The following is a 13,310-nucleotide window of genomic DNA, read 5'->3' as shown; positions in this document are numbered from 1 at the left end:
AACGACCTGGTCATCGGATCAGGCGCCCTGCGTAGCTCTTGGGCTCACAAAAGGCGCCAAAACTGCGGCGCAGAATTCGAAAGAGTTCACCGCCCCTTCGGCTTCTCCAGCACCTTCTTCCGGTAGCTGCACAAATCCACCACCGGACAGCGCCAGCATTCGGGCGTGCGCGCCTTGCAGACATAGCGGCCGTGCAGGATCAGCCAGTGGTGCGCGCCCAGGCGGAAGGGTTGCGGCACGCGTTTTTCGAGTTTCGCCTCGACCTGCTCGGGCGTCTTGCCCTTGGCGAGGCCGGTGCGGTTCCCGACGCGCAGGACATGCGTGTCGACCGCGAAGGTCTCCTGCCCGAACCAGCAGTTGAGAACGACATTGGCCGTCTTCCGGCCCACGCCGGGCAGCCGGACGAGGTCTTCGCGCGTGTCGGGAACCTCGCCGCCGTATTCGTCGACCAGCAGCTGGCTGAGCGCGATCACGTTCTTGGCCTTGGAGTTGAACAGGCCGATGGTCTTGATGTGCTCCTTCAGCCCATCCTCGCCGAGATCCAGCATCTGCTGCGGCGTCTCGACTTCGCGAAACAGCGCGCGGGTGGCCTTGTTCACGCCCACGTCGGTTGCCTGCGCCGAGAGCGCCACGGCCACCACCAGCTGGTAGCAATTGCCATATTCCAGCTCGGTCTCGGGCGAGGGATTATCCTCGGCAAGACGCCGGAAGAACTCGAAAATCTGGTCTTTGGTCATGCGAGGGCGATCACCCGATCTCTTCGATTTCGGCAAGTGCCTTGGCCAGCGCTTCACGCCGACGCTGCATGGCATCGGAAAAAGCCGCGGCGAAAATGCCCGTCGGCAGCGCCACAAGCAAAACGCCTCCAACCGCGACGAGCGCGCCAACCATCTTGCCGGCGACGGTCACCGGATAGGCATCGCCATATCCGACCGTGGTCAGCGTGATGACGGCCCACCACAAGGCGCGCGGGATGCTGCCGAAATTGTCGGGCTGGAGATGGCCTTCGAGCCAGTAGAGCCCGCTCGCGCCGACCAGCAGGAGGCTGAAAGCCAGCGCCGCGCAAACCAGCAGGTCGTAGCTGCGTTCGCGCAAGGCGCCGAGTATCTCGCGCATGGCGGCGGAGAAATGTCCCAGCTTTGCGAGCGCAAAGACGCGGAGCAGCCGCAAGAGGCGCAAGACTGCCGCATTGGCGATGAAGAAGGGCGCGAGGCTGACGATGACGACCGCGAGGTCGACGAGCCCGATCGGCGAGCGGATGAACCGCCAGCGCTTGGCCCAGTCGGATCCTTCGCCCGGCATTTCCGGTGCTGCATAAACGCGCGCAAGGTATTCGATGAGGAAGAATGCGCCGAAGGCAATTTCCGCCAGCAGGATTTCCTGCCGGTATTCGCGCAAGATCGTCGGTTCGGTAGAGATGACCCCCAGCACGACCGCCGCGAGGATCACCCATATCAGGAGGACATTCATCCCCGTCAGCTTGCCGTCGGGCCATGACCCGATGGTGATCTGGTGATGGAGATATTCGCGCAGCTTCATGGCGTCAGATCCCGAGCACATCTTCCATGGTGTACCTGCCCAGCTCCCGCCCGCGCAGCCATTCGGCCGCGCGTACCGCGCCGCGAGCGAAGATTTCGCGGTTCTCCGCGCTGTGCGACAGGGTGATCCGTTCCTGTTCGCCGGCAAGGATCACGCTGTGTTCGCCGGCAACGGTCCCTCCGCGAAGCGCGGCAAAACCGATGGCCCCGGTCGACCGGGGGCCGGTCTGTCCGTCGCGGCCACTTTCCGAATTGTCATCGAGGTCGATGCCGCGCGCATCGGCTGCAGCCTCGCCGAGCAGTAGCGCCGTGCCTGAAGGAGCATCGACCTTGCGGCGATGGTGCATCTCGAGGATCTCGATATCCCAGTCGTCGCCAAGCCTAGACGCCGCTTCGCGGACCAGGTGGGCGAGCAGGGTCACGCCGAGCGAGGTGTTGCCGGTCTGCAGGATCGGTACCGCACGCGCCGCCTCGTCGATCGCCTGATGGTGCTGCGAACCGAGCCCGGTGGTGCCGATGACGATCGGGATCCCCGCGCCGATCGCGGCATGCAGGTTCGATTGCAGCGCGGCCGGTGCGGAAAAGTCGACCAGCACATCGCTGACATCTGCCAGCGATGCGACGTCGTCACCCTTGTCTGCACCGCCCGCATAGTCGTGGCCCGATGCCTCGATGACGCGCCGCAGGGCCTCGCCCATTGCGCCCTTGCTGCCGATGACACCGATGTTGGCCATTGCCCCTCCTTGCATTTGTGTGGTTCATGGCTTGAATGGAGAGCATCCGCAACATCGTCGTCCTGACAGGCGCGGGCATTTCGGCAGAAAGCGGGATCGATACCTTCCGCGATGCAGGCGGCCTGTGGGAACAGCATCGTGTGGAGGACGTGGCGACGCCCGAAGGTTTCGCCCGCGATCCGCAGCTTGTCCAGCGCTTCTACGATGCCCGCCGCGAGGCTGTGCAGCAGGTCGAGCCCAACCCCGCGCACGATGCGCTGGCATTGCTCGACAGGCAGTGGGAGGGCGAGCTGCTGATCGTCACCCAGAATGTCGATGACCTCCACGAACGGGCCGGGGCGAGCCGCGTGCTGCACATGCATGGCGAATTGCTGAGTGCTCTGTGTTCGGCCTGCGAGGCGCGGCACAAGTGGAGCGAGCCGCTGCTGGGACAACCGGCCTGTCCCGGATGCGGTGAGCAGGCTTTGCGGCCGGACGTCGTCTGGTTCGGCGAGATGCCTTACGAGATGGACCGCATCTACGCCGCGCTGCGCCGTGCGGACCTGTTCGTCAGCATCGGCACGAGCGGGGCGGTCTATCCCGCGGCGGGTTTCGTACGCGATGCGCGGGAAATGGGGGCGCGCACGCTCGAACTCAATCTCGAACGCAGCGAGGGATCGTATTGGTTCGAGGAATCGCGGCAGGGCAGGGCAAGCAAGCTGGTCCCCGAATGGGTTGCCGAGATGCTGGGATGACCGGGCTGCACGGAAGCTGTCATTGCGGCAGTGTCCGGCTTGTCCTTGACGATGGCGTATCGCAGTTGCGCGAGTGCAATTGTTCGCTCTGCCACCGCGAGGGCGGCGCCAGCTTCTAGCCGCCACACCCCTTGCATTCCGGATCCTTGGCAATCGTGAACTGCCGCATGCCGGGTTTCATTCCGTCGAGCAGGTTCACGCGGCTCCATTGCGGGTCGCCAAAGGCGCTCACCCCGTCGAGCAGCACGCGAATGGCGTGGAGCGAGGCGAAGGTCGCGACCCAGCCGGCCATCGCGCCGAGCATGCCGTCTTCGGCACAGGTATCGCAATCCTCGGCATCGAAGGCATCGCCCACGAAACAGCGGTAACAGGCTTCATCGGGCAGGTGCCCGGCAAAGGCGCCCACCTGTCCCTGGAAGCGCCCGACCGCGGCCGATAGCAGCGGGACTCCCGCGGCTACACAGGCATCGGAAACCGCGAGGCGGGTGGCGAAATTGTCGGTCCCGTCGAGCACGAGGTCCGCGCTTGTCACCAGCGAGGCTGCTCGTTCCGCGCCGATCCGGCGGTCGCTGATCTCCACATCGAGTTCCGGGTCGAAAAGCTTGACCCAGCGCTTGGCAGAAACCGCCTTGCCGTGGCCGATGTCGCGTTCGTTATAGAGCGTCTGGCGCTGGAGGTTGCTGGGATCGACCTTGTCATCATCGACCAGCGTGAGCTTTCCGATCCCCGAGGCAGCGAGATACTGGAGAGCGGGGCTGCCGATGCCGCCCAGGCCTACCAGGACGAGATGCTTTCCCGCCAGCGCGACTTGGCCCGCCCCGCCGATTTCGGGCAGGACGATATGGCGCGCGAATCTTTCGAGGCGTTCGGGCGGCAGGCTCACGCGGGCGGCTCCTCGACCCGTTCCTTGCGAAAGCCGTGCATGCCGTTCCACCACTGCAGCGCGATCACCGCGCCTTTCGATGGCTGGAGCAGGCCGATCAGCATGATGACAGCCAGCGGTATGATGATGCCGAGCAGCGCCATGGCCGACAGGGCAAAGGCGGTCACCAGGGCGATGATCACCGGCGCGAGCAAATGGCCGGTAACAAAAATGCCGATATAGGCCGGCAAATCGTCCGCACGCTGGCCCGAGATATCGAGCGAGCAATTCGGGCAGGTATCCACCGGCTTGAGCCAGCGCCTGAAAAGCTTCGCCTCGCCGCAGCGCGGGCATTTGCACAAAACGCCGCGCCACAGCGCATGCGCGAAACTGCCGGGCAGGTCATAGGCCCGCTCGGCTGCTTTCGGATTGTCGGTGGACAAGCTCATGGAGAGCCTGTTGGCATCATGTGGTCAAGCTGTCGACAGGCCTCTGCGATGAGCCTGTCGACGCCTCTCCCTCCCCAAAGGGCGATCCGAAGGGCTTGGGAATTGTGAGCTTAGCTTTCGAGCTGGCGCAGTAGGCTGCGAACATCGCCGTCCATGTCGGCATCGCGCTGCCGCAGGTCCTCGATCAGGCGCACGGCATGGATGACGGTGGAGTGATCGCGCCCGCCGAACTTGCGTCCGATTTCGGGATAGCTGCGCGGGGTGAGCACCTTCGACAGGTACATCGCCACCTGGCGCGGGCGAACGACGGCACGCGCGCGGCGCTTGCTCGACATTTCGCTGCGGTCGATGCGGTAGAACTGGCAGACCGTGCGCTGGATCTCGTCGATCGTGATGCGGCGACGGTTGGCCGAAAGGATATCGGTCAGCTGTTCTTCTGCGAGCTGGAGCGAGACTTCCTGGCCCGTCAGCTGCGCATAGGCGATCAGCTTGTTGAGGCCGCCGACCAGTTCACGCACGTTGCGCGTGATGGTGCGGGCGAGGAAGTCGAGCACGTCTTCGGGCACGGCCAGCGGCGCGAACTTGGTGAGCTTGGAGTGCAGGATCTTCTTGCGCAGCTCGATATCGGCCGGCTGGATGTCGGCGACGAGGCCCATCGAAAGACGGCTGAGAAGGCGCGGTTCGACACCGTCCAGCGCCTGCGGAGCGCGATCGGCGGCGAAGACGAGGCGCTTGCCCTCCGCCAGCAGCGCATCGATCGTGTAGAGCAGTTCTTCCTGCGCGGAAGCCTTGCCGATGATGAACTGGATGTCGTCCACCAGCAGGAGGTCGAAGCTGCGCAGGCGGGCCTTGAATTCGATCATCCGGTTGGCCTTCAGGGCCTGGACGAATTCGACCATGAAACGCTCGGCGCTGCAGTAGAAGATACGGCTGCGGCTGTGCGTCTGCAGGAAGGTGTGGCCGATGGCGTGCAGCAGGTGCGTCTTACCCTGGCCGGTGGCGGCCTTGAGGTAGAGCGGGCTGAACTGCGGCTTCTCGACGGCGGCCATGCGCTGCGCCGCGTTGAAGGCCAGCACGTTGGCTTCGCCGGTGACGAAGGCCGCGAAGGTGAGCGAGGCATCGAGACCGACGGAGGAGGTGAAGCCCGAATCGCCCAGCGTGTCGGCACCGATCGCCATCATCGACGTGTCGGCATCATTGGCCGGACGACGGCCGTCGGTGTGCAGCTGCAGGTCTGCGACCTGGCGACGTCCCGGGTGGACCGAGATAGCGACCTTGCGCACTTCGCTGCGTGCAATCTTCCACGCAAGGCTCAGGCGATCGGCGAATCGATCCTTGACCCAGTTCGCGCTGAATTCGGTCGGCAGGAACAGGTCCAGCGTACCCGTTTCCGAATCGATCTTGCCCAGCTGGATCGGCTTGATCCACTGGCTGTGAAGTTGGTGGCCCAGATCCTTGCGGAGACCCTGGCTGATGTCGGCCCAATCTGCAGCCAGATTCACCGCCTCGAGATCTTCCATATCGTCAATCACTTTCCGTTTACCGGCCATGTCGCCCGCTTTTGCCATCGCGCTTCAATCCCCCGAGCAGCCCGTCCAAGAGCTATTCAATATTTGTTATGTGGCGTCGGGAGTTCGGCATGGCTCCGCCGTCTCGCAGAATCGGTGTCCGCGAGTTCCCCCCTGTTGCCATCGATGTGAAAACCCGGGCTGTCCCCCCCGAGAGTTCCCATTGTGTAGGTCGCGCTCGGGATGAGTCGCAAGGGGGATAACTGTAAAAAAGTCGAAATAAACTTGTTGACTCACCGCTACCCCGCAGACCTTCGTTCATGTCCTTGAATTGCAAGGAAAAGCGCTCAATTCCCGATGCGAATCGCGGGAATTGCGTCACTTATGTGAAGGGGTAACCGGTGTTGCATCGCAGCTGTACAACTGCAGCATGACAAAGGGGCCGTCGCACGCTGCGACGACCCCTTCAATTTCGTCTCGATCCGGCACAGGCCGGATGCGAATCAGAGCGCGGCGACGCGCTTCGTCAGGCGGCTCAGCTTACGCGATGCCGTGTTCTTGTGCATCACGCCGCGTGCCACACCGCGAGCCATTTCAGGCTGGGCGTTCTTGAGCGCGGTCTGGGCCGCTTCCTTGTCGCCAGCTTCGCAGGCCGTCTCGACCTTCTTCACGAAACCGCGGATGCGGCTCATGCGGGCGCCGTTGATTTCGGCGCGGCGGTTGTTGCGACGGATGCGCTTCTTGGCTTGCGGCGTGTTGGCCATGTCTGTCCTCAATGCAGGCCGCACTAGAGAGCGGCGAAAATCTTGTTTGGTCGTGTCGAAAAGCGGCGGAAGGACCGCCGGAAAGCGGCGCACTTAGCCCCCGACTTGCGAATCGTCAAGCTAAAGCCGGAACCGTGCGCTCCGCCTCCTGTTTGCCTATATGGGAAGCGTGCTGCTGCCACACAAGAGAAAGGACCTGCATTGACCGACAAGCTCAATATGACCGACGCCGAATGGCGCGAGAAGCTGACACCGGAGCAGTTCCACATCCTGCGCGAGAAGGGAACCGAGCGGGCCTTTACCGGCAAGTACGACAAGAACAAGGCCGAAGGGGAATATCATTGTGCCGCCTGCGGCCAGCTATTGTTCGAAAGCGACGACAAATACGACAGCGGCTGCGGCTGGCCGAGCTTTACCGCTCCTGCCGAAGGCGACGTGGTGGAAGAGCATCGCGACACCAGCCACGGCATGATCCGCACCGAAGTCGTCTGTTCCAATTGCGACGGGCATCTCGGCCATGTCTTCCCCGACGGGCCCGGCGAGACGGGTCTGCGCTATTGCATCAATTCCGCCGCGCTCGACTTCGAGCCGGAAGACGGGGAATAGTTTTCCCGGGCCGCGACTCGACGTTCACATTCCGTTACGTCTCGCCATGCAAGATCGCGGCGGATATGGGGCCAGATGCTGCTCCAAGAGAATTGAGGACATAAGGCCAGCATGACGAAACGAGGCAGCCGCCGCAAAGGGGCAACGCGCGCGGAACGCGCCGCACGCGCGGAGGCGGAAGGCAAGCGGGACTTCAGCCCGCTTAGGAAGTGGAGCAAGCGGATCGTCATCTGGGGCGGCGCGGCGGCGCTGCTCGGTGCGCTGTTCATTGCCATTGCGGTGGCATTTGCCGCGCGTTCGCTGCCCAGCTTCTACCAGCTCAAGGCGACCCAGAACGCACAGACCATCGTCGTGCGCGCGCGCGACGGCAGCGAGCTGGTCGAGCTCGGGCCGAGCTACGGCCGCTGGATCTCTTCCGACGAAATCCCGCAGGTGATGAAGGACGCGATGATCTCGGTCGAAGACCGGCGTTACTATTCGCATCCCGGCGTCGATCCTTACGGCCTTGCGCGCGCAGTCTACGTCTGGGCGACGGGCGAAGATCGCCTGGGTGCGACCTCGACGATCACGCAGCAGCTTGCGCGTAATGTCTTCCTCAACTCCAACCGCTCGCTGGACCGCAAGGCACGCGAGGCGGTGCTGGCGATGGCGCTCGAATGGAAGTTTTCGAAGGAGCAGATCCTCGAGCTCTATCTCAACAAGGTCTATTTCGGCGGCGGCGCATATGGCATCGATTCGGCGAGCCGTAAGTTCTTCAGCCATCCGGCGACCGAGCTTTCGACTGCCGAGGCCGCGATCATCGCCGGGCTCGTCAAGGCGCCGAGCCGCTATTCGCCGACTGCCGATGTCGATGCCGCTGTAGGCCGCGCCAGCGTCGTGCTGCGTCTCATGCGCGAGCAGGGCCGGATTACCGCCGACCAGGCCAAGGTCGATGTGTCCGCGGTGAACCTGAAGCAGGAGCAGGGCACCAACTCGGTCCGCTACTTCACCGACTGGGCGTTGCCGCAGCTGGAACTGCTGCTGCCCGAGACCTTCGAGCCGATCGAAGTCTGGACCACGCTCGATCCCGGCATGCAGAAGGCAGCCACGACTGCCGTACAGGCCAATGCACCCGATGGTGCGCAGGGCGCGCTGGTCAGCCTCGACCGCGACGGAGCAATCCTCGCGCTGGTGGGCGGCACCGACTACGTCGAGACCAATTACAATCGCGCGACCAACGCCATGCGCCAGCCCGGTTCGAGCTGGAAGCTGTTCGTCTATCTCGCGGCGCTTGAAGCAGGTTACACGCCGAACGACCGCGTGGTGGATACCGAAGTGTCCATCGGCGGGTGGAGCCCGCGCAACTCGAATGGCCGCAATATCGGCGAGACGAACCTGCGCACAGCCTTCGCCTATTCGATCAACACCGTGGCAGCGCAGCTCGGTAACGAGGTCGGCTTCTCGCAGGTCGCCTCGATGGCAAGGCGCTTCGGGATCAGCACGCCGATCAATACCTATCCGGCAATGGTGCTCGGTTCGAACGAGGTGCGCCTGCTCGACATGACGCGTGCCTTTGCGGCCGTTTCGGCTGGCGGGTCCTCCGTCGAGCCCTATGGCATCGTCAAGGTGACGACGGCCGACGGCGAGTTGCTCTACCAGCACCGCAAGGCGCGCAGCACCCAGCTGGTGCCCGACCACGTCGCGCGCGGCATTACCGACCTGCTGCAGGCGGCCGTCCAGACCGGCACCGGTCGTGCGGCCCAGATCGGCAGGCCGGTTGCCGGCAAGACCGGCACGACCAGCTCGAACAAGGATGGCTATTTCGTCGGGTTCTCTTCCGGGATTACCACCGGCGTATGGATGGGCCGCGACGACAACCGCCGCGTCGGCGGGCTTCAGGGCGGACGTGCGCCTGCGCAGGCCTTTGCCGCCTATATGCGCTACGCAGTGAAGGATCGTCCGGTCGAGGAATTCGACACCGAGCTACAGCTGCCCGAATGGCAGATGGATGCGGAAGACGATTACTTCTTCGGCAATCCCGACGATTATTACTACATCGACGAGCAGGGCAATATGATCGAACCCGGCCGGAGCGACCAGCCGGGCGGTGACCTGCCCTTGCCGGGCGAAGGCGGGGTGCAGCGCCAATTCGATGACGAGTTCGACCGGTCCGGTCGTCCCCAGCGCGTGCCGGGACCGCGACCCGATACGACTACCGGGCGCGGCGAAGATGGCGCACCGCAAGCGATCGACGACGACTTCCTCGACAATGCCATCGGGCGAGACGAGCGGCCGCAGAGGCCGGAACCGCGGCCCCGCAACTAGGGCCGCCCGGCAGCAGGCAAAGAAAAAGGCCCTTCCGGTGCGAACCGGGAGGGCCTTTTCTATGTGCTGTGATCAGAGATCAGCGCAGTCGCACGGCTCTGTATACAGGCTGCCCGCCGCGGCGTTGGAAGCGCAGCAGGACCGCATCGCGTCCGTCAGCTTCTGCGCCGCGAATGGTTTTCTCCAGATCGGCCACCTCGACCATCGGGCGATAGTTCGCCGTCAGGATGATGTCGCCGCGCTGGAGACCCTTGCGGGCCGCGTCCGAGTTCTGGTTGACCGATGCGATCACGAGACCGCTCGTAACGCTGCTTGCACCAAGCTGGCGCGCGATCTGCGGCGTGAGCTCGAGGACCTGCAGGCCAAGGCGCTCCTGGATCACCTCGTTGTCGCTCGGCGCCATGTCGTCTTCCGGCTCAGCATCCGGATCGAACATCTGGCGCTGGCGAAGTTCCTCTTCGCTAGGACGCTTGCCGAGAGTGACATTGAGTTGGCGGCGTTCGCCATCGCGGATGACTTCCACCGGAATAGTGGTGCCCGGCGCGACATTGGCGACGAGGAAGGACAGGGTCTGGTCAGGCGTCACGTCCCGGCCGTTGACCGAAATCACGATGTCGCCCGGCTCGATGCCGGCCCGTTCGGCAGCTTCGCCCGACTGGACCATCTGAACGATCTCTCCGCGCTTGCTGCGCAGGCCGAGCGAAGATGCGAGATCGTCGCTTACCGGTTCGATCTGGATGCCGAGATAGCCGCGCTCGATTTCCACGCCGCGGACAAGCTTGTCGACGATCGGAGCGGCGGTTTCGGCCGGAATGGCGAAGCCGATGCCCACGCTGCCGCCGGTCGGCGAAATGATGGCGTTGTTGATGCCGATCACATTGCCCTGCATGTCGAACAGCGGGCCGCCCGAGTTGCCGCGATTGATGCTGGCATCGGTCTGGATGTAGCGGTCATAGGCACCACCGCCGGTCGAGCGCAGGACGCTCGAGACGATGCCGCTGGTCACGGTTCCGCCAAGGCCGAAAGGATTACCGATGGCGATAACCCAGTCGCCCACACGTGCCTGGCCGCTATCGCCGAACTTGACGAAGGGGAACGGCTCGCGGCGGTCAACCTTGAGGACGGCGAGGTCGGACTGCGCGTCCGTGCCGACCAGTTCGGCATCGTATTCGGTGCCGTCGGGCAGGGTGACCGTGATTTCCTGGACCGACGCGCGGCCCGAGGGGCTGACCACGTGATTGTTGGTCACGACATAGCCGTCTGCCGAGATGATGAAGCCCGATCCGAGCGACTGGCCTTCACGGTACTGCGGCTCGTCGTCTTCTTGCTGCTGGCCACGGCGCTGGTTGAACAGTCCTTCGAAGGGTGTTCCCTGGAAAGGATTGGTGCTGCGCTCGATCTCGACGCGCTGGCGGGTCGAGATATTGACGACGGCGGGCTGCAACTGCTCGGTCAGGTCGGCGAAGCTTTCCGGTGCACCCGCACGCGGGACTACGCGGGCCATGGTCGAATCGTCGTTCTGGGCGACTTGCGCGCCGGCGGGATAGCCGGCCAGCGAAAGGGCAGCACCACCGGCCAACAGGGCGGCGGTTACGGAATAGGCATAACGCACAGGCTTCACGTCCTTTTCTCAATCCTCGTTATATCGGCGAACCTTAGTCCCACGCATATCCTATGCCGGACCCGGCTCGCGGTTCCGGCGTCAGGAGTGCAATTCGGCGCTGAATGCGCCTTGAACGGGCCCATCCGGGTGCGCCGCTCTTCGACGAACGGTCAACGGCGCCCGCGGAACTGCTGCAGATACTCATTATCCGGCGACAGGATGATGCTGCTCTCGGCAGTCCCGTTCTCGCTGGCAAAGGTCGTATCGTAGCTCTGCATGGCGCGATAGAAGTCGTAGAAACTCGCATCCTTGCCATAGGCATCGGCATAGATTTTCGCGGCGCTCGCATCCGCCTCTGCGCGGATGATGCGGGCATCGCGTCCGCCTTCTGCACGGATCGCCCGGGCTTCACGTTCACGGTCCGATTCCATCCGGCGGAAGGCCGACTGGAGCGGGGCGTCGGGAAGGTCGGTCCGCATGATCTTCACATCGACCACCTCCGCACCGTACTGGCGGGCCTGGCGGTCGAGATTGGCCGTGACGTTCGACAGGGCAGAACCGCGTTCTGCGGTCAGCATCGACTGGAAGGTACGGCGACCCAGTTCCTGGCGCAGCACCGAGTTGAGGATCGGCTCGAGTGCGGAGCGCACCCCGTCGGTCGAACCGGCACGTTCGACCATGCGGACAGGATCGGTAATGCGGAAGCGGGCATAGGCATTGACGAGCAGGCGTTGCTGGTCGGCCGACAGGACTTCCTCGTCGTTCATTTCCAGATCGAGCAGGCGTTTTTCGACCCGTACGACCCGGTCGACGAAGGGCATGCGCAGGTAGATGCCGGCATCGCTCTGACCGCCCGGCGTATTGACCGTACGCTTCGGTTCACCGGTACGGATCACGACGGCCTGTTCTTCTTCCGGCACGACGTAAACGCTCATCAACAGTCCGACGAGTGCGACGGCTGCGACGATGATCGAAAGGCGATGATCTTCCCAGAGACGGTTCATCTTACTGGCCTCCCGGTGCGGTTACGGTGGTGGTCGGTTGCGCCTGTTGCGAACGTCGGCGCACCTCGGGAAGCGGCAGATAGGTTGTCACGCCGTCCGTTTCGACAATGGTCTTGTCGGTCTTGCTGAGCACACGTTCCATGGTCTCGTAATAGAGACGCTGGCGGGTAACCTCGGGGGCAAGGCGATACTGTTCGTAGACCTTGTCGAAGGCTTCTGCCTCACCCTCGGCTTGCGAGACAACCTGCTGGGCATAGCCGCGCGCCTGGTTGCGGGCGGCGTCGGCATTCTGCTCTGCCACCTGCACATCACGGAAGGCGTCGACCACCTGGCTGGGCGGGTCGGCCTTTTCGATTTCTACACCGAGCACGCGGATGCCTGCGCGGTAGCTGTCGAGCGTAGCCTGCATGCGTTCGCGCACGTCGAGCTCGATCGCGGCGCGGCCCTGACCCGAGAAGGTCTCGTCGAGGTTCTTCTCTGCGACCGATGCTCGCATGGCGGCTTCGGCGGCGTCGTTCACCGTTTCTTCCGGATCGACCACGCGGAACTTGTAATCTGCGAGGTCCTTGATGTTCCAGCGCACGATATAGCTCAGGTCGACCAGGTTCTGGTCGCCGGTCAGGATGAGCTTGGCCTGGTTGTTGTTGCCCGGGATGCGGATCGGACGGACGCCCTCGACATCTTCGACGTCGACCGTTTCGATGGGGAAAGGTGCGCTGAACTGCAGGCCCGAATCCATCGTGCGAGTGTAATTGCCGAGCGTCTTGACCACGGCCTTCTGCTGCGGACCGATCAGGTGGACACTGGTGGCAAGCAGGCCGAGGCCGATGATGCCGACCACCAAAACCGGAAACCAGCTCTTGCCGCCGGGGCGCTGTGGGAACTGGAAGCCGGGACCGCCCGGACCGCCGCCCTTGCGGCGCGGACCTTCGGGGCCGCGGTTCTTGAAAATGTCTTCGATATTGGGACCGCGGCGTCCATCCCCGCCACCCGAACCGGGCGGAAGCCAGGGATTGCGTGGACCTTTCCCCTTGTCGCCACCGCCGGAGCCTTTCGCCCCATCATCGTCATTGCCTGAACCCGAAGAGCCATCGCCCCCCGAACCCCAAGGATTGTTTCCTGCCATTGCGAGGCGGATCCTTTGTCCTAACCCGTCAAAAATTCTCATAAGTGTCTTATAGGAAGGCTTTGCAGGAAAAACAGG

Annotated in this window: 13 protein-coding genes; 3 read left to right on the top strand and 10 right to left on the bottom strand. The window is 63.7% G+C overall.

From position 1 onward, the window contains the following. Positions 1 to 86: 86 nt before the first annotated feature. The 3 genes from nth to dapB are packed head-to-tail and all read right to left on the bottom strand — an operon-like array spanning position 87 to position 2,272. The gene (gene nth / locus K3136_RS06385) at positions 87 to 737 is read right to left on the bottom strand and encodes an endonuclease III (RefSeq protein WP_221432031.1); all 651 of its coding nucleotides are present in this window, start codon (positions 735 to 737) and stop codon (positions 87 to 89) included. A 10-nt stretch (positions 738 to 747) separates the two neighbouring features. Further along, a complete protein-coding gene (locus K3136_RS06380; RefSeq protein ID WP_221432030.1) occupies positions 748 to 1,539 on the bottom strand; it encodes an ion transporter in 792 nt (263 codons plus the stop codon). 4 nt (positions 1,540 to 1,543) lie between these two features. Further along, positions 1,544 to 2,272, bottom strand: a complete 729-nt coding sequence (gene dapB / locus K3136_RS06375; protein WP_221432029.1) for a 4-hydroxy-tetrahydrodipicolinate reductase — start codon at positions 2,270 to 2,272, stop codon at positions 1,544 to 1,546. 35 nt (positions 2,273 to 2,307) lie between these two features. Between dapB and K3136_RS06370 the strand changes: the two genes are divergently transcribed. After that, complete coding sequence (locus K3136_RS06370) at positions 2,308 to 3,006, top strand: NAD-dependent deacylase (RefSeq protein ID WP_221432028.1); 699 nt, start codon at positions 2,308 to 2,310, stop codon at positions 3,004 to 3,006. Positions 3,007 to 3,121: 115 nt separating this feature from the next. On the opposite strand, the gene K3136_RS06365 is transcribed toward K3136_RS06370, so the two are convergent. The 4 genes from K3136_RS06365 to rpsT form a co-directional block, all read right to left on the bottom strand. Continuing rightward, positions 3,122 to 3,889: a HesA/MoeB/ThiF family protein gene (locus K3136_RS06365; RefSeq protein ID WP_221432027.1), complete on the bottom strand. Its 768-nt coding sequence runs from the start codon at positions 3,887 to 3,889 to the stop codon at positions 3,122 to 3,124. Further along, a complete protein-coding gene (locus K3136_RS06360) occupies positions 3,886 to 4,317 on the bottom strand; it encodes a DUF983 domain-containing protein (protein ID WP_221432026.1) in 432 nt (143 codons plus the stop codon). The genes K3136_RS06365 and K3136_RS06360 overlap by 4 nt, the downstream gene beginning before the upstream one ends. A gap of 110 nt (positions 4,318 to 4,427) precedes the next feature. Then, positions 4,428 to 5,885, bottom strand: coding sequence for a chromosomal replication initiator protein DnaA (gene dnaA, locus K3136_RS06355; protein ID WP_221432025.1), 1,458 nt, complete (start codon positions 5,883 to 5,885; stop codon positions 4,428 to 4,430). Positions 5,886 to 6,328: 443 nt separating this feature from the next. After that, entirely contained in the window at positions 6,329 to 6,589 is a 261-nt protein-coding gene (gene rpsT / locus K3136_RS06350; RefSeq protein WP_221432024.1) for a 30S ribosomal protein S20, read from the bottom strand. A gap of 201 nt (positions 6,590 to 6,790) precedes the next feature. Between rpsT and msrB the strand changes: the two genes are divergently transcribed. Then, a complete protein-coding gene (gene msrB, locus K3136_RS06345; protein WP_247711455.1) occupies positions 6,791 to 7,195 on the top strand; it encodes a peptide-methionine (R)-S-oxide reductase MsrB in 405 nt (134 codons plus the stop codon). Between the two features lie 111 nt (positions 7,196 to 7,306). After that, positions 7,307 to 9,499: a transglycosylase domain-containing protein gene (locus K3136_RS06340; RefSeq protein ID WP_221432023.1), complete on the top strand. Its 2,193-nt coding sequence runs from the start codon at positions 7,307 to 7,309 to the stop codon at positions 9,497 to 9,499. A gap of 79 nt (positions 9,500 to 9,578) precedes the next feature. Here K3136_RS06340 and K3136_RS06335 read toward each other — a convergent pair whose 3' ends face one another. The 3 genes from K3136_RS06335 to hflK form a co-directional block, all read right to left on the bottom strand. Further along, the gene (locus K3136_RS06335) at positions 9,579 to 11,111 is read right to left on the bottom strand and encodes a Do family serine endopeptidase (RefSeq protein WP_221432241.1); all 1,533 of its coding nucleotides are present in this window, start codon (positions 11,109 to 11,111) and stop codon (positions 9,579 to 9,581) included. Between the two features lie 161 nt (positions 11,112 to 11,272). Continuing rightward, entirely contained in the window at positions 11,273 to 12,106 is an 834-nt protein-coding gene (gene hflC / locus K3136_RS06330) for a protease modulator HflC (protein WP_221432022.1), read from the bottom strand. Position 12,107: 1 nt separating this feature from the next. Further along, positions 12,108 to 13,232, bottom strand: a complete 1,125-nt coding sequence (gene hflK / locus K3136_RS06325) for a protease modulator HflK (RefSeq protein WP_247711454.1) — start codon at positions 13,230 to 13,232, stop codon at positions 12,108 to 12,110. Positions 13,233 to 13,310: the final 78 nt, after the last annotated feature.

The sequence above is a fragment of the Qipengyuania gelatinilytica genome, from assembly GCF_019711315.1.
Lineage (GTDB): Bacteria > Pseudomonadota > Alphaproteobacteria > Sphingomonadales > Sphingomonadaceae > Qipengyuania > Qipengyuania gelatinilytica.
The sequence above is the reverse complement of the archived record's forward strand: the minus strand, read 5'-3'. Positions and strand labels throughout refer to the sequence as shown.

Bases quoted from the DNA above. Each gene is read 5' to 3' on its own strand.
- hflC (WP_221432022.1), bottom strand. From the start codon at position 12,106: ATGAACCGTCTCTGGGAAGATCATCGCCTTTCGATCATCGTCGCAGCC.
- rpsT (WP_221432024.1), bottom strand. From the start codon at position 6,589: ATGGCCAACACGCCGCAAGCCAAGAAGCGCATCCGTCGCAACAACCGC.
- K3136_RS06370 (WP_221432028.1), top strand. From the start codon at position 2,308: ATGGAGAGCATCCGCAACATCGTCGTCCTGACAGGCGCGGGCATTTCG.
- hflK (WP_247711454.1), bottom strand. From the start codon at position 13,232: ATGGCAGGAAACAATCCTTGGGGTTCGGGGGGCGATGGCTCTTCGGGT.
- K3136_RS06380 (WP_221432030.1), bottom strand. From the start codon at position 1,539: ATGAAGCTGCGCGAATATCTCCATCACCAGATCACCATCGGGTCATGG.
- K3136_RS06360 (WP_221432026.1), bottom strand. From the start codon at position 4,317: ATGAGCTTGTCCACCGACAATCCGAAAGCAGCCGAGCGGGCCTATGAC.
- K3136_RS06340 (WP_221432023.1), top strand. From the start codon at position 7,307: ATGACGAAACGAGGCAGCCGCCGCAAAGGGGCAACGCGCGCGGAACGC.
- nth (WP_221432031.1), bottom strand. From the start codon at position 737: ATGACCAAAGACCAGATTTTCGAGTTCTTCCGGCGTCTTGCCGAGGAT.
- dnaA (WP_221432025.1), bottom strand. From the start codon at position 5,885: ATGGCAAAAGCGGGCGACATGGCCGGTAAACGGAAAGTGATTGACGAT.
- dapB (WP_221432029.1), bottom strand. From the start codon at position 2,272: ATGGCCAACATCGGTGTCATCGGCAGCAAGGGCGCAATGGGCGAGGCC.